At 75.1% G+C, this 15,697-nt stretch carries 14 protein-coding genes; 13 read left to right on the top strand and 1 reads right to left on the bottom strand.

The window, feature by feature from the left end; all coding sequences use genetic code 11:
* Positions 1-174: 174 nt before the first annotated feature.
* Entirely contained in the window at positions 175-1,776 is a 1,602-nt protein-coding gene (locus ACFUJY_RS14115) for an oxidoreductase (RefSeq protein ID WP_383298474.1), read from the bottom strand.
* A gap of 146 nt (positions 1,777-1,922) precedes the next feature.
* Here ACFUJY_RS14115 and hisD point away from each other — a divergent pair, with 146 nt between their 5' ends.
* The 13 genes from hisD to ACFUJY_RS14050 all read left to right on the top strand — a co-directional run bounded on the left by hisD (position 1,923) and on the right by ACFUJY_RS14050 (position 15,681).
* Positions 1,923-3,245, top strand: a complete 1,323-nt coding sequence (hisD, locus tag ACFUJY_RS14110) for a histidinol dehydrogenase (RefSeq protein WP_383298472.1) — start codon at positions 1,923-1,925, stop codon at positions 3,243-3,245.
* On the top strand, positions 3,242-4,378 hold the full coding sequence (locus ACFUJY_RS14105; protein ID WP_383298470.1) for a histidinol-phosphate transaminase: 1,137 nt from the start codon (positions 3,242-3,244) through the stop codon (positions 4,376-4,378). Before hisD ends, ACFUJY_RS14105 begins: the two co-directional genes overlap by 4 nt.
* Positions 4,375-4,971, top strand: a complete 597-nt coding sequence (hisB, locus tag ACFUJY_RS14100) for an imidazoleglycerol-phosphate dehydratase HisB (RefSeq protein WP_353788991.1) — start codon at positions 4,375-4,377, stop codon at positions 4,969-4,971. The genes ACFUJY_RS14105 and hisB overlap by 4 nt, the downstream gene beginning before the upstream one ends.
* A complete protein-coding gene (locus ACFUJY_RS14095) occupies positions 4,968-5,135 on the top strand; it encodes a hypothetical protein (protein WP_383298467.1) in 168 nt (55 codons plus the stop codon). The genes hisB and ACFUJY_RS14095 overlap by 4 nt, the downstream gene beginning before the upstream one ends.
* Before the next feature lie 9 nt (positions 5,136-5,144).
* The gene (gene hisH / locus ACFUJY_RS14090; protein WP_073864622.1) at positions 5,145-5,786 is read left to right on the top strand and encodes an imidazole glycerol phosphate synthase subunit HisH; all 642 of its coding nucleotides are present in this window, start codon (positions 5,145-5,147) and stop codon (positions 5,784-5,786) included.
* A complete protein-coding gene (gene priA, locus ACFUJY_RS14085; RefSeq protein WP_383298465.1) occupies positions 5,786-6,511 on the top strand; it encodes a bifunctional 1-(5-phosphoribosyl)-5-((5-phosphoribosylamino)methylideneamino)imidazole-4-carboxamide isomerase/phosphoribosylanthranilate isomerase PriA in 726 nt (241 codons plus the stop codon). The genes hisH and priA overlap by 1 nt, the downstream gene beginning before the upstream one ends.
* The gene (locus ACFUJY_RS14080) at positions 6,508-6,915 is read left to right on the top strand and encodes a RidA family protein (protein WP_383298463.1); all 408 of its coding nucleotides are present in this window, start codon (positions 6,508-6,510) and stop codon (positions 6,913-6,915) included. The genes priA and ACFUJY_RS14080 overlap by 4 nt, the downstream gene beginning before the upstream one ends.
* Positions 6,912-7,667, top strand: a complete 756-nt coding sequence (gene hisF / locus ACFUJY_RS14075; RefSeq protein WP_383298461.1) for an imidazole glycerol phosphate synthase subunit HisF — start codon at positions 6,912-6,914, stop codon at positions 7,665-7,667. The genes ACFUJY_RS14080 and hisF overlap by 4 nt, the downstream gene beginning before the upstream one ends.
* A 128-nt stretch (positions 7,668-7,795) precedes the next feature.
* The gene (locus ACFUJY_RS14070; protein WP_383298647.1) at positions 7,796-10,525 is read left to right on the top strand and encodes a LuxR C-terminal-related transcriptional regulator; all 2,730 of its coding nucleotides are present in this window, start codon (positions 7,796-7,798) and stop codon (positions 10,523-10,525) included.
* Positions 10,526-10,702: 177 nt separating this feature from the next.
* Positions 10,703-11,992 carry a PucR family transcriptional regulator gene (locus ACFUJY_RS14065; protein ID WP_383298459.1) on the top strand — a complete coding sequence of 430 codons (1,290 nt, stop codon included), beginning with the start codon at positions 10,703-10,705 and terminating at the stop codon, positions 11,990-11,992.
* 189 nt (positions 11,993-12,181) lie between these two features.
* Positions 12,182-13,765, top strand: a complete 1,584-nt coding sequence (locus ACFUJY_RS14060) for a cation acetate symporter (protein WP_383298645.1) — start codon at positions 12,182-12,184, stop codon at positions 13,763-13,765.
* Positions 13,766-13,803: 38 nt separating this feature from the next.
* A complete protein-coding gene (locus ACFUJY_RS14055; protein WP_383298457.1) occupies positions 13,804-14,391 on the top strand; it encodes an ArsR/SmtB family transcription factor in 588 nt (195 codons plus the stop codon).
* A 42-nt stretch (positions 14,392-14,433) separates the two neighbouring features.
* Complete coding sequence (locus ACFUJY_RS14050) at positions 14,434-15,681, top strand: MFS transporter (RefSeq protein ID WP_383298455.1); 1,248 nt, start codon at positions 14,434-14,436, stop codon at positions 15,679-15,681.
* The last annotated feature ends 16 nt before the right edge of the window (positions 15,682-15,697 follow it).

The raw sequence follows: 15,697 nt of genomic DNA, 5'->3' as shown, positions 1-15,697 counted from the left end.
ATTTGTGCCGAGTGGATGGGTTGTCCGGCCGTCGGTCAAGGAGCGGTAAAGGAATGCGCGGATTCTGGCTGAATCCCGTCGGCCCCGGGCAGAAGGCCCGTGGTCTGCCCCCGGCGGTGGCGCCCCGCGCGGCCCGCCGCCACCGGGGACGCCGCCGGCCCCGGCGCCCGGCGGTCAGCTCCGGCGCAGCAGCCGGGAGGCGCCCGCCGCGACCGTGGTGGCCAGTATCCACCCCACCATGACCAGCCCGGCCGCCATCCACTGCCAGCCGCCCTCCAGCCGCCAGTAGCCCTGCTGGCCGAGATCGATCACCGGGATGAGCAGGTCCAGCGCGTAGAGCGCCGCGTTCCACTGCGGATGCTCCGCACCCTTGATCGAGGCCGGGTCGTACCGCGAGAAGGCCAGCGTGCCCGCCGCCCACAGCACCGCCATCCACACCGTGGCCCGCCCCGGCCGGTACCCGTACGCCACCGTCCAGTCCTGGAGGTAGCCCCAGAGCTTCCCGGCCGGCGGCAGCGTCTCGCGGCGGCGGCGCTGCTTGGCGAGCAGCACCTCCCGGGCGTCCGCGTCCTCGCCGCAGCTGCGGAGCACCGCAGCCAGCCGCTCGTACGGCTCCGGCACGTACTCCGGGGTCGCCGCCGCCACCCACTCCAGGCGCCGGGAGAGCGGGAAGTGCCCGTACGGGACGAGGTTCTCGTACACGAACCCGCCCATCGCGAGCCCGCCCGGGCCCGGCCAGCTCGTCGAGACGTCGATCAGCGTGACGACCTTCGCGCCGTTGAGCACCACCCGGCCGCGCACCGGGCGCTCCGGGTTGAACCGCAGCTCCGGTGTGACCGTCCGGCGCAGCGACAGCTCCTCGTGCGTGTCCAGCACGAACACCGCCTTGTGCAGGTCCACCGCGTCCCCGAACCTGCCGTCGTCCAGCCGCACCCCGCCCCGGCAGCGGAACACCTGCGACCGGGTGCCGTGCGCGGGGGTCGGCGACGTGGCGATGCCGTACGGGGGAGTGGTGCCCTGGTTCCCCGTGTCGACGCTGACCCACGCCTCGCTCATGTACAGCGTCCGCTCGACGCTGAGCTGCGGGGCGTTCAGCGCGCGGCGGCCCCGGGCCGCCCGCAGCCGGCTGCCGCGCAGGCTCAGCGAGCCGCCCACCTTCGCCCCGCGCAGACTCAGCTCGCCCAGCATGTCCGCCATCTCGGCCTGGAGGTCCTGGGCGACCGTCAGCCCGTCCCCGAGCAGCGCCCGCCCCTGCCGGTCCGGGCCGACCTCGATCTGGTTGACCAGCAGGTCCGTGCCGATCTGGGCGTCCGTGAGCCGGATGCCGCGCTCCACCCGGCAGCGCGGCAGATGCAGATCGCCCTCGGTGTGCAGCCGGGCCGCGTCGAAGCGGGGCACCGCGCACCCCACCAGGCGCAGGGTCGTGAAGTGGCACTCCGGGAACGCCACCTCCTCGTCGAACCGGCAGCCGGTCAGCTCCACGTACGGATCGACACGCCCGCCCGACAGGTCCAGCTTTCCCGTGATCCGTATGCCCCAGAGCTTCAGCGCCGTCACCCGGCCCGGCCGGGCCGGCGGACCGCTCAGCAGCAGCCGGGCGACGACCCGGGCCGCCACACTGCGCTCGGGGCCCCACTCGTGCGGGGCGAACGGATCGTCGCGGGCCCGGTCGCGGGACCGGAGGTCGTAGGTCGTGCCGTTCCGGAAGGACTGCCACATGCCCAGCTCCGCCGCGCTGAGGCCGTCCGGGAGATCCTCGTCGTGCTGCTCCGTCACCGGTGCCCCTTTCGTTCGGAGGCGTGATCCCGTTATTCCCTCTGAGTGACGGAATGAACGCACATAGTCAGCCGTCACAGCACCGGCATGTATCAGCCAGTGATACGGCCGTCCGGCCGTGCGCGGCGGTCTGCGAGAATTGCGGTGTGATCTCTCGAATCGATCTGCGCGGCGATGCCCTCCCCGAGGGCGGCGCCCTGCGCGACCTGCTGCCCCGTGCCGAGTTCGACGTGGAAGCCGCCCTGGAGACGGTGCGGCCCATCTGCGAGGACGTACGCCATCGTGGCTCGGCGGCAGTGATCGACTGGGGGGAGAAGTTCGACGGCGTCCGGCTGGAATCGGTGCGGGTGCCCGCGGCCGCCCTCGCCCGGGCCCTGGACGAGCTCGACCCGGCCGTCCGCGCCGCCCTCGACGAGTCCATCCGCCGCGCCCGCCTCGTCCACCGCGCCCAGCGCCGCACCACGCACACCACCCAGGTCGTCCCCGGCGGCACGGTCACCGAGAAGTGGGTCCCCGTCGACCGCGTCGGGCTCTACGTGCCGGGCGGACGCTCGGTCTACCCGTCCTCCGTGGTCATGAACGTGGTGCCCGCCCAGGAGGCCGGCGTCGAGGGCGTGGCCGTCGCCTCCCCGCCGCAGAAGGAGTCCGGCGGCCTGCCGCACCCCACCATCCTGGCCGCCTGCGCGCTGCTCGGGGTGGACGAGGTCTACGCCGCCGGGGGCGCCCAGGCCGTCGCGATGTTCGCGTACGGCACCGAGGACTGTCTGCCCGTCGACCTGGTCACCGGCCCCGGCAACATCTACGTCGCCGCCGCCAAGCGCCTCCTCAAGGGCCGTATCGGCATCGACGCCGAGGCCGGACCCACCGAGATCGCCGTCCTGGCCGACGCCGGCGCCGACCCGGTGCACGTCGCCGCCGACCTGATCAGCCAGGCCGAGCACGACCCGATGGCCGCCGCCGTCCTCGTCACCGACTCCGAGGAGCTGGCCGCCGCCACCGAGGCCGAGCTGGTCACCCAGGTCGCCGCGACCAAGCACGTCGAGGAGCGCATCGAGCCCGCGCTGGCCGGCCGGCAGTCCGCGATCGTCCTCGTCAACGACCTGGAGGACGGCCTCACCGTCGTCAACGCGTACGCCGCCGAGCACCTGGAGATCCAGACCGCCGACGCCGCCGCCCTCGCCGATCGGGTCCGCAACGCCGGAGCGGTCTTCGTCGGCCCCTGGTCGCCCGTCTCGCTCGGCGACTACTGCGCGGGCTCCAACCACGTCCTGCCCACCGGCGGCTGCGCCTGCCACTCCTCGGGCCTGTCCGTGCAGTCCTTCCTGCGCGGCATCCACATCGTCGACTACACGCGCGACGCGCTCGCCGAGGTCACCCACCACGTGGTGACCCTCGCCGAGGCGGAGGACCTCCCCGCCCACGGCGCCGCGCTCAAGGCCAGGTTCGGGTGGAAGGTTCCCCAGCAGTGACGAACAGCAACGCCGGCGGACCCACGGCCAACCCCTGGGACACGCTGCCCCTCCGCGACGAACTGCGCGGCCAGTCCCCGTACGGCGCGCCGCAGCTCGACGTGCCCGTACGGCTCAACACCAACGAGAACCCCTACCCGCTGCCCGACGCCCTGGTCGACCGCATCGCCGAACGGGTCCGCGAGGCCGCCCGCGACCTCAACCGCTACCCCGACCGCAACGCCGTCGAGCTGCGCACCGAGCTGGCCCGCTACCTCACCCGCACCGCCGGGCACCGTGTCGAGGCCGCCAACGTCTGGGCCGCCAACGGCTCCAACGAGGTCCTCCAGCAGCTGCTCCAGACCTTCGGCGGCCCCGGCCGCACCGCGATCGGCTTCGAGCCCTCCTACTCGATGCACGCCCTCATCGCGCGCGGCACCGGCACCGGCTGGATCTCCGGGCCGCGCAACGAGGACTTCACCATCGACGTCGACGCCGCCCGCGCCGCCATCGCCGAGCGCCGCCCCGACGTCGTCTTCATCACCTCGCCCAACAACCCCACCGGCACCGCCGTCGACGCGGACACCGTCCTCGCGCTCTACGAGGCCGCCCAGGCCGCCAAGCCGTCGATGGTCGTCGTGGACGAGGCGTACGGCGAATTCAGCCACCACCCCTCGCTGCTCCCGCTGATCGAGGGCCGCCGCCACCTGGTCCTCTCGCGGACCATGTCGAAGGCGTTCGGCGCCGCCGGGCTCCGCCTCGGCTACCTGGCCGCCGACCCCGCCGTGGTCGACGCGGTGCAGCTGGTCCGGCTGCCGTACCACCTGTCCTCCGTCACCCAGGCCACCGCCCTCGCCGCCCTGGAGCACACCGATACGCTCCTCGGGTACGTCGCGCAGCTCAAGAGCGAGCGCGACCGGATCGTCACCGAACTGCGCGGTCTCGGCTTCGACGTCACCGAATCGGACGCCAACTTCGTCCAGTTCGGCCGCTTCGCCGACAGCCACACCGCCTGGCGGCAGATCCTCGACCGGGGCGTCCTGGTCCGCGACAACGGCGTACCGGGATGGCTGCGGGTCTCCGCGGGGACCCCGGCAGAGAACGACGCGTTCCTCGATGCGGTGCGCGAAATCAAGAAGGAGCACGACGCATGAGCCCCCGCGTAGGCCGCGTGGAACGCGCCACGAAGGAAACGTCCGTGCTGGTCGAGATCAACCTCGACGGCACCGGAAAGGTCGACGTCTCGACCGGGGTCGGCTTCTACGACCACATGCTCGACCAGCTCGGCCGGCACGGTCTGTTCGACCTCACCGTCAAGACCGACGGCGACCTGCACATCGACTCGCACCACACCATCGAGGACACCGCCCTCGCGCTCGGCGCCGCCTTCAAGCAGGCGCTCGGCGACAAGGTCGGCATCTACCGCTTCGGCAACTGCACCGTCCCGCTGGACGAATCGCTCGCCCAGGTCACCGTCGACCTCTCCGGCCGCCCCTACCTGGTGCACACCGAGCCCGAGAACATGGCGCCGATGATCGGCGCGTACGACACGACGATGACCCGGCACATCCTGGAGTCGTTCGTCGCCCAGGCGCAGATCGCCCTGCACGTCCACGTCCCGTACGGGCGCAACGCGCACCACATCGTGGAGTGCCAGTTCAAGGCGCTCGCCCGGGCCCTGCGCTACGCCAGCGAGCACGACCCGCGCGCGGCCGGAATCCTCCCGTCCACGAAGGGCGCCCTGTGACCGGCCTGAACACCGTCCTGATCCTGGTCGGCCTGTTCCTGGCCGGCGGGGTCTACTCCTTCGCCAAGCAGGGCATGCCCAAGGGCGTCATCGTGCTGCTCTCCATCGGGTCGCTGATGTGCCTGGTGGCGGGCGTCCTGCGCATTCAAGGTCTCTGGGACTAGGAAGCGACAGTGGATACGAAGAAGAAGGTCGTCGTCTTCGACTACGGCTTCGGCAACGTCCGTTCCGCGGAGCGCGCCCTCGCCCACGTCGGCGCGGACGTCGAGATCACCCGCGACTTCGACGCCGCGATGAACGCCGACGGGCTGCTCGTGCCCGGCGTCGGCGCGTTCTCGGCGTGCATGGAAGGGCTGAAGAAGGCCCGCGGCGAGTGGGTCATCGGCCGCAGGCTGGCCGGCGGACGCCCCGTCATGGGCATCTGCGTCGGCATGCAGATCCTGTTCGAGCGCGGCATCGAGCACGGTGTGGAGACCGAGGGCCTGGACGAGTGGCCCGGCACGGTCGGCCCGCTGAAGGCCGACGTCGTCCCGCACATGGGCTGGAACACCGTCGAAGCCCCCGAGGACTCCCAGCTGTTCGCCGGGCTCGACGCCGGTGCCCGGTACTACTTCGTGCACTCGTACGCGGCGCACGACTGGGACCTCGAAGTCACCAACCCGAAGATCCGTGCCCCCAGGGTCACCTGGGCCACGCACGGCGAGCGGTTCGTGGCCGCCGTGGAGAACGGCGCGCTGTGGGCCACCCAGTTCCACCCCGAGAAGTCCGGCGATGCCGGCGCCCAGCTGCTGACCAACTGGATCGAGACGCTGTAATGCCGAAGCTTGAACTGCTCCCCGCCGTAGACGTCCGCGACGGCCAGGCGGTCCGCCTGGTGCACGGCGAGTCCGGCTCCGAGACCTCCTACGGCTCCCCGCTGGAGGCCGCACTCGCCTGGCAGCGGGCCGGCGCCGAGTGGCTGCACCTGGTCGACCTGGACGCCGCCTTCGGCACCGGCGACAACCGGAGCCTCATCGCCGAGGTCGCCGGCGCCATGGACATCAAGGTCGAGCTGTCCGGCGGCATCCGCGACGACGCCTCGCTCGCCGCCGCCCTCGCCACCGGCTGCCGCCGGGTCAACCTCGGCACCGCCGCCCTGGAGACCCCCGAGTGGGTCGCCAAGGTCATCGCCGAGCACGGCGACAAGATCGCCGTCGGTCTCGACGTGCGCGGCACCACCCTGCGGGGCCGGGGCTGGACCCGCGACGGCGGCGACCTCTACGAGACGCTGGCCCGCCTCGACTCCGAGGGCTGCGCCCGCTACGTCGTCACCGACATCGCCAAGGACGGCACGCTCCAGGGCCCCAACCTGGAGCTCCTGAAGAACGTCTGCGCCGCCACCGACAAGCCCGTCGTCGCCTCCGGCGGCGTCTCCTCGCTGGACGACCTGCGCGCCATCGCCTCGCTCGTCCCGGCGGGCGTCGAGGGCGCGATCGTCGGCAAGGCCCTCTACGCGAAGGCGTTCACCCTGGAAGAGGCGCTGGAGGCGGTCTCCGCATGACCGACTCCGCCGCGCCCGTGCGCCGCGTCTCCTCCGGCGCCCCCTGGGAGGAGAAGTTCGGCTACTCCCGCGCCGTCGAGCTGCCGAACGGCCTGGTGCTCGTCTCCGGCTGCACGTCGGTGGTGGGCGGCGAGATCGCCGCCGGGGGCCCGTACGACCAGACGGTCACCGCCTTCAACGTCGCCTTCGAGGCGCTGAAGGAGCTGGGCCTCGGCCGCGAGGACGTCGTCCGCACCCGGATGTACGTCATGCACGCCCGCGACACCGACGAGGTCGGCCGCGCCCACAAGGAGCTCTTCGACGCGGTGCGCCCCGCCGCCACCATGATCGTGGTCTCCGGCTTCGTCGATCCCGGCCTCGTCGTCGAGGTCGAGGTCGAGGCGTACCGGGCGGGTGAGCGATGAGCCTCGCGGTACGCGTCATCCCCTGCCTCGACGTGGACAACGGCCGGGTCGTCAAGGGCGTCAACTTCCAGAACCTGCGGGACGCGGGCGACCCGGTCGAGATGGCGAAGCTGTACGACGCGGAGGGCGCCGACGAGCTGACCTTCCTGGACATCACCGCGTCCAGCGGCGACCGGGAGACCACCTACGACGTGGTGCGCCGCACCGCCGAGCAGGTCTTCATCCCGCTCACGGTCGGCGGCGGCGTCCGCACCCCGGACGACGTGGACAAGCTGCTGCGGGCCGGCGCGGACAAGGTGGGCGTCAACACGGCGGCCATCGCCCGGCCGGAGCTGATCCGGGAGATCGCCGAGCGCTTCGGCCGCCAGGTCCTGGTGCTCTCGGTGGACGCCCGGCGCACCCCCGAGGGCACGTTCGAAGTCACCACGCACGGCGGTCGCCGGGGCACCGGCATCGACGCCGTCGAGTGGGCCCACCGGGCGGCGGAGCTCGGCGCCGGCGAGATCCTGCTCAACTCGATGGACGCCGACGGCACGAAGGACGGCTACGACACCGAGATGATCGCCGCCGTCCGCACGCACGTCCGCGTCCCCGTCATCGCCTCCGGCGGCGCCGGCCGGCTCGCGGACTTCGCGCCGGCCATCGACGCCGGGGCCGACGCCGTCCTGGCCGCGTCCGTCTTCCACTTCGGCGACCTGCGCATCTCCGAAGTCAAGGGCGCGCTGGCGGAGGCCGGCCACCCGGTGCGCTGACCGGCCGGATTGTGCGCGCGCACAGCTGAGGGGCGTCCTTCCCTGGGAGGGCGCCCCATCGCCGTACGCGCGCCTTCCGGGCCGCGGCCCGCGGGCCTAGTGTGCCCGGCGTGACTCCCCCCACGACCGTGCACAGTCCGCTCCGGCTGTACGGCCGCAGCGGTGCACTCGCCGCCCTGGACACCCTGCTGACGCGCCTGTGCCACGGCGACGGCGGCGCGCTGGTCCTGACCGCCCCGCCCGGCTCGGGCCGTACGGCCCTCCTCGTCCACGCCGTCGCGGCGCACCGCGACCGGGGCGCGGGCCCCGCCCTCCACGTCGTCGGCGCCCCCGACGAACGGTGGGTGCCGTACAGCGGGCTGCACGCGCTGCTGTGCGCGGCGGGGCCCGTGCCCGGCGGCCCCGAGCGCGTCCTGCGCGACGGCCTCCCGCCCGCCGCGTTCCTCGCCGTGCTCCGGCGGCTCGGCGGCGGGCGGCCCCTCCTGGTGTGCGTGGACGACGCCCACCTCTGGGACCCCGACTCCCGCGCCGCCCTCGCCTTCGCCGCCCGCCGGCTCGGGCCGGGCAGCCGGGTCGCCGTGCTGATCGCCGCCGGGGACGAGGCCGGCTTCGCCGGGCTGCCCGCCCTCCGCCTCGGCCCCCTCGACGACGACGCGGCCTCCGCCCTCCTGGACCGGCTCACCGGAGCGGACCGGGCCGGTCCGGTGGTGCGGGGCGCCCTGCTCCGGGAGGCGGCCGGGAACCCGGGACTGCTCACCGCGCTCACCGCCCACCTCACCCCGGCCCAGCTCGCCGGGCGGGCCCCGCTGCCGCACCCGTTGCCCGGCGGGGACGACATCCTGGCCGCCCACGCCGACCGCGTCGGCCACCTCCCCGCCGCCACCCGGACCCTGCTCCTGATCACGGCCGCCGCCCACGCGCACGAACCGGAGGGCGCGGGCGCCGACCTCGCCCTCGTACGCCGCGCCGCCGCCTCGGCCGCCGTCCCGCCCGCCGCGTCCGACCTGGCCCTGCACACGCCGGGCGGCACGGCCGGTGCGCTGCGACGGGCCGGCGACCGCGTCCACTTCGGCGAGCCCCTGATGCGCCAGGCCCTCCTGCACCGGGCCTCCCCGGACCGCCGCCGCGCGGTGCACGACCTGCTCGCCGGCCTGCTCGCGCCCGGGTACGCCGCCCTGATCCAGCGGGCCTGCGCGTCCCCCGGCCCGGATGCCCCGCTGGCGGCCGGGCTGGAGGCGGCCGCCGCCCCGCCCCGCCCGCACGCCGACCGCGCGACCGCCCTCGGCCACGCCGCCGCACTGACCCCGGACGAGGCGGACGGGACAGGTCTCAGGGCCGCCCGGCACGCGGCGGCGGCCGAGCAGTACCGCCTCGCGGGGGAGCCGGGGCGGGCCCGCGCCGCGCTGGCACGGGCGGGCGCCGCCCCCGGCCCGGCCCATCACGTGAGGGGCCTGCTCACCCTCGCCGACGGACCCGCCCCGGACGCCCACGAGGCCCTGCTCACCGCCGCCGCCCTGCTCGCCCCGCACGATCCCGCACGGGCCCGGGACGCCCTGCTCGGGGCCGCCGAGGCGGCCTGGGCGGCCGGGGACGCCCTGGGATACCTCGACGCGCTGACCCGGGTCCCCGCGGACGCCGCCGACGGCGAGCTGGGCCACTACCGGGACGGGGTGTGCGCCGTGCTGCGCGGGCGGATCGGTGCGGGACACGTGCTGCTGCGCCGCTGCCTCGACTCCGGCGCCCGCGACCCCGGGGCGCTGTTACGGGCCGGGGCGGCCGGTCTCGTGCTCGGCGACCTCGAAGCCGCCTGCCGGGCCGGGACCCGCGCGCTCGCCGCCGTATGCGCGAGCGGTGCCGACGCGCTGCTGCCGCAGGCCCTGGAACACCTCGCCTACGCGGAGCTGCGCGCCGGCCGGCACGCCCGGGCCCGGGCCCACGCACTGGACGGCCTGCGCGCGGCGCGCCGTACCGGACGGCCCAACGCCGCCGCCCACCTGCACGCCGTCCTCGCCCTCGCCGCCTCCGTGGAGAGCGGGACGCGGGAGTGCGCGGCGCACGCCGGGGCCGCGCTCGCGGGCGCCGCACCGCACGGGCTGGTCCAGGCGGAGACCCTGGCCACCTGGGCGCTGGCGCGCGCCGACCTGGCCGCCGGGCGCCCGGCGGAGGCGGCTGCGCGGCTCGACCCGCTGGTCCGGCCCGGGCCCCGGCGCGGCCACTTCGCCACCCGGATGCTCGCCGTGCCCTGCTACGTCGAGGCGTCCGTGCTGGCCGGGCGGGCGGTCCGGGGCGGGGGAGCGGAGCCGGTGGCCGAGGCGGTGGCGGAGTTCGCCGTGTGGGCGACGCGCACCACGGACCCCCAGGTCCCCGCCCAACTCGCCCGCTGCCGGGCCCTGCTGGCGCCGGTGAGCGAGGCCGCCGGGCGGTACGGGGAGGCGCTCGCCCATCACGACCGGGCCGGCGGCGACTTCGAACAGGCCCGTACCCGGCTGCTGTTCGGGTCCTGGCTGCGCAGGCGCCGCCGTACCCGCGAGGCCCGTGAGCCGCTGCGGGACGCCCTGGTCGGGTTCGAGCGGTGCGGGGCCGCGGCCTGGGCGGCCAGGGCGAGCGGCGAACTGCGGGCCGCCGGGGAGGCGGTGGAGGCCCCGGGGCCGTCCGGGACGGCCGCCCCGCTGGCCGCGCTCACCCCGCAGCAGGCGCGCATCGCCCGGTGCGTGGCCGAGGGAGCCACCAACCGGGAGGTCGCACGGCGGCTCTCGGTGAGCACCCGGACCGTCGACCACCACCTGCGCAACGTGTTCGCCGCCCTGGGCGTGCGCTCGCGGACGGAGCTGGCCGGGCTGCTGGGGAACGGGCGTTGAGACCACCAAGGTTGCAGGACCGTGATGAGAAGGAGGCCGCACACCTCTAGGTACCGACTGGGCGGTATGTCATTCTGCGGGCGTCAGGATCATTCGGTGCGCCCGCGGCCCTGTCGTGGGCGGGGCGTGCCGGAGCCGGCCGTTCACCGAGCCGGCCGAATCCCGGTGGAGGCCGCCATGCCACAGGTCGTACGTTCACGGGTCAGGGCGCTGCACGCGCCGCCGCCCGTCGTCCCGGTCCCGCGCCGCTTCCGTTCGCTGGCCGATCGCGAGGCCGTCGCCGTCCTGCACCGGGCCGCCCGGGTGCTGGTGGCGGCGCTTCCGGAGCTGACGGACCGGATGGTGGAGGCGCTGCGGGAGCGGGAGCCCGGCTACCGTGCCGCGATCGAGGCCGATCCGGCGGAGATCTGGCAGGAGGTGCACCACTCGCTGCGGCACAACGTGGGGTCGCTCATCCAGCCCCGCGAGTTCCGGGAGGCCGCGCACCGCACATCGCGGCGGATCGGCGAGGTCCGGGCCGAGCAGGGGGTGCCGCTGGACGCGGTCCTGCACGCGTTCCGGATGGGCGGGGCGATGGTCTGGCAGGACCTGGTGGACGAGACCGCCCGCCGCCACCCCGAGGACGTCCGGCTGCTGGTCCATGTCGCCGCGGACGTCTGGAACTTCGTCGACGAGCACTGCGCCATCGTCGCCGACGCGTACCGCAGGGCGGAACGCCGCCTCGCCTGGCGCCGGGAGAACCGGCACCGTCTGATGACGGCCGCACTGCTCGACGGCACCGTCCAGATCGCCGACCTCCCGGACACGGCGGTGGCGCTCGGCCTGCCGGAGGACGGCCGGTACGCGGTGCTCGCGCTGCGCGACGCCCGCCGCTCCCCGCACGGCACGGCGCACCCGCCCCTGGAGCTGCCCGCCGCCGCGGACGCCGTGTGGCACGCGGGGCCCGAGGCGGAGTACGCCGTCCTGTCGCTGGGCCGGGCCGGCGGCACCGACCCGGCGGACGCCCTCGCCGCGCTGGCCTCCGGCCTGCGCGTACCGCCCGGGGCCCGGGCCGGCATCGGCTCGGTGGTGGACGGTCTCGCGGCGGTCGGGGACGCCCGGCGCCTCGCGGACACCGCGCTGCGGGCCTGCCCGGCGGACGGCGGCACCGTCCTGCTCGACGAGCATCTGCCCGCCGCCCTGGTGGTGTCGTCCCCGGCGCTCGGCGCGGCCCTCGCCGACCGGGTGCTGGGCCCCCTGGACCGGCTGGACGCGGCCGACCGGGACGTGCTCATCGAAACGCTCACCGCGTGGTTCGACGCGGACGGCTCGGCACCCCGGGCAGGAGCCCGTCTCTACTGCCACCGCAACACCGTGCTCAACCGCCTGCGCCGCTTCGAACAGCTCACCGGCCGCTGCCTGACCCGCCCTTCGGACGCGACCGAGGTCTCCCTGGCCCTGACGGCCCGCCGCCTGCTGCCGGACTGACCGCTGCCGGACCGAGGGGGCGCGGGGCGTGACGGGCGCGCCCTGTGCCCCCGCACAGTCCCCGCCCGTACGGCCTGTACCCCCGCCGCGCCCCGGGGCGACCCGCTGTACGCCGGCCCGGGAGCCTGATGCCGTAGCGGGCATGCCCTCTCCGTGCCCGATTTCCCCCGCCGTCCCGGGACCCCGACGGTGACCGGCGGCTTCGACGCCCGTTCGCTCGCGGTCGTCGTGTTCCTCGCGTTCGTCGCCGTCTCGCTGCTGCTGTGCGGGCTGGCCGCCGCCGACCAGGACGATCCGGAGCACTTCTACGCGGGCGGCGGTTCCGCGCTCGGGCCCGCCGGGAGCGGGCTCGCCGTCGCCGGGGACTACCTCTCCGCGGCGACGCTGCTCTCGACCACCGGGTCCGTCGCGCTGGCCGGGTTCGACGGGGTGCTGTTCGCCCTGGCCACGGTCGTCTCACTGGTCCTGGTGATGCGCGTCCTGGCCGAACCGATGCGCCGTGCCGGGGTGTTCACGCTCGGCGACTTCCTCGCGGACCGGCTCGGCGACCCCTCCGTGCGCCGCGCCCTCGGCATCACGACGCTGGTGGTCCTCACCCCGCTGCTCCTGGTCCAGCTCGCCACCGCGGGGCGGGTGATGGCCGCGATGTTCGGGCTGCCCGACGGCGCGCTCACCAGCTGCACCGTGGCCGGCGGAGCCCTGATGGTCTGCTACTCCGCGGTCGGCGGCATGCGGGGCACCGGGTACGTGCAGATCCTCAAGGTCGCGGTCGTCCTCGCGGCGGTGACCCTGCTGGCCGGCCTGGTGCTCGCCCGCTTCGGCTGGAATCCCTTCGCTCTGTTCGACGCCGCGCGCCGGGGCAGCGGGGCCGGCGGCGCGTACGCCCGCCCCGGGCTCCAGTTCGGCCACGGAGTCGCCGGCACCCTGGACCTGCTGGGCTTCCAGCTCACCCTGCTCCTCGGGGCCGCGTGCATGCCGCACATCACGATGCGGCTGCACCCGATGCGCGACCGCCGGACGGTGCGCCGCGCGACCGGGTGGGCGGTGGTCCCGGTGGCCGTGCTGTGCGCCGGGATCGTCGTCGCCGGGCTCGGCGCGTCCGCCCTGCTCGGGCACAAGGCCATCCAGGGGGCGGACCCGGCCGGCGGCACCGCGCTGCTGCTGGTGACCGGCGCGCTCGACCCGGGCGCCGGCGGGCCGCGCGAGAGCCTGCTCTTCGCGTGCGTGGCCTGCGCGGTCTTCGTCACCACGCTGGCCGCCGTCGCCGGGATCACCCTCGCCGCCGCCTCGTCCCTGGCCCGCGACTTCGCGGCGCGACGCGGCGCGCGTACGGCGGGGCGTTCCGGTCGGTCGGCACGGCGCGAGATCCTGCGGGCCCGCCTCGCGGTGGTCCTGACCGGCGCGGTCGCCGTCTGGGCGTCCACGTACACCCATGACCGCAACCCGCAGGTCCTGCTCTCGCTCTCCTTCGCGGCGGCGGCCTCCGTCCTGCCGCCGGTCCTGCTGTACGCGCTGTTCCGGCCGGGCTTCACCGCGCGCGGGGTGCGCTGGACGGTGTACGGGACGCTGCCCCTCATCGCGGTCCTGATGGTGTTCTCGCCCGCGTTCTCCGGCACGCCCGTCGCCCTCTTCCCGGACCGCGACTTCCACTGGTTCCCGCTCCAGACGCCCGGCCTGCTCACCATCCCGGCGGGCTTCCTGCTCGGACATCTGGGCTCCCGCGACGGCCGGAAGCGGACCCGGCCCAGACGTGCAGCTTTTCTTGCGCAATAGATATTGCACAACTTTTCTTTCCTATCTACGCTCGGGGTATGGCACGCGACGCATCACGCCGGGTCTCCGACCTCGGCACCCTCAAGGCATTCGGGCACCCCCTGCGGATGCAGCTGTACCGGGCCCTCTACATCGCCCGGCAGGCCACCGCCTCCCAGCTCGCCGAGCAGGTCGACGAGGCGGTCTCGCTCGTCAGCTACCACCTGCGCAAGCTCGCCGACCACGGCCTGATCGAGGAGGCCGACCGGCAGGGCAGGGACGGCCGCGAGCGCTGGTGGCAGCCCGCGTCGGAAGGGCTGACCTTCCACGACGAGGACTTCAGCGACGCGCCCGAGAAGGCCGCGACGCACTCAGCCGTCACCCGGCTCTCCTTCGACCAGCACGTCGAGATGTACCGCCGCCACCTCGACGCGCACCGCACCTGGCCCGCCGAGTGGCGCCGGGCCTCGTTCAGCTCCGAGTACCTGGCCCGGCTGACCGCCGAAGAGCTCGCCGCGCTCGCCTCCGAGATGAACGACCTCGTCAAGCGGTACGAGCGGCAGGGCCGCGCCCGCGAGGAGGCCGGCGACACCGAGGACCGCGAGAACGTCGCGCTCCACGTGTACGGCTTCCCGTTCCGCACCTGACCCGGCCCCTCCGACGACCCGGCCCTCCGAGAGGACGAGACCGTGACCGCCACCCAGCCCGCCCCCGCCGAGGCCCCCGCCCGCCCGGCCCACCGCGACGGCAACGTCCTGCGCTGGCTCGGCGCGTACACCGCGTCCATGATCGGCGACAGCGTCTACTACATGGCCCTGGCCTGGGCAGCCGCCCGCACGGGCAACGCCTCGCAGACCGGCCTGGTGCTCGCCGCGGGCTCCATACCCCGGGCGGTGCTCCTGCTCGGCGGGGGAGTGCTCGCCGACCGGCTCGGCCCGCGCCGCGTGGTCGTCGCCGGCGACACCGCCCGCTGCCTGGTCATCCTCGGCCTCGCCGGGACCCTGCTGCTCACCTCGCCCACGGTGTGGATGCTGATCGCCGTCGCGCTCGTCTTCGGCGCCGTCGACGCGCTCTTCCTGCCCGCCGTCGGCGCCCTGCCGCCTCGGATCACCGCCGCCTCCCAGCTCGCCCGCGTCCAGGGCCTGCGCGGCCTCGCCGCCCGCACCGCCAACGTGGTCGGCGCCCCGCTCGGCGGCGTCTCGGTCGCCCTCGGCGGCCCGGCCCTCGCCTTCGCCGCGGCCGGGGTCCTCTTCGCCGTGTCGCTCCCGCTCCTGCTGGCCGTCCGGATGACCCCGCTGCCCGCCCCCGGCACCAGCGCGCCCGCCGGCACCGCCTGGCGCGAACTTGCCGACGGGCTGCGCCACATCCGCCGCCACCCGGTCCTCGGGCCCCTGATGCTCGTCGTCGCCGTCACCGAACTCGGCTTCGTCGGCCCCCTCAACCTCGGGCTCGTCCTGCTCAGCGACGAACGCGGCTGGGGCGCCTCCGGCATGGGCTGGGTCGTCGCCGGCTTCGGCACCGGCGCGGGCGCCTCCGCCCTGATCCTCGCCGTCCGCGGCCGGATGCCCAGGGCCGGACTGGTCATGTGCCTGACCGTCCTGGTCGGGGCGTTCGCCATCGCGGCCCTGGCGTACGTGCCCTCCGTACCGCTCGCCGCGACCGTCGCGGTCCTCGTCGGGCTCTTCGCCGGCCTCGGCGGCTCGCTGTGCGGCGCGCTCACGCAGACCGTCACCGACCCGGCCTACCTGGGCCGCGTCACCTCGGTCTCCACGCTCTTCACGCACGCCCTCGCGCCGCTCAGCTACCCCGTCACCGGGGCCGCCGTCGCCCTCTGGGGCACCGGCCCGGTCTTCGTCGCCAGCGCCGCCCTGTGCGTCGTCGGCGCGGGCACCGGCCTGGTCCTCGCCCCGCTCCGCCGGGCGGAGCTCCCGCGCTGACCGGGGCGGACGCGGA

Origin of the sequence: Streptomyces sp. NPDC057249 (assembly GCF_042669245.1) — a bacterium.
Taxonomy (GTDB): domain Bacteria; phylum Actinomycetota; class Actinomycetes; order Streptomycetales; family Streptomycetaceae; genus Streptomyces.
Note: the sequence above shows the minus strand (reverse complement) of the source record. Positions and strands in the feature narration are given on the sequence as shown.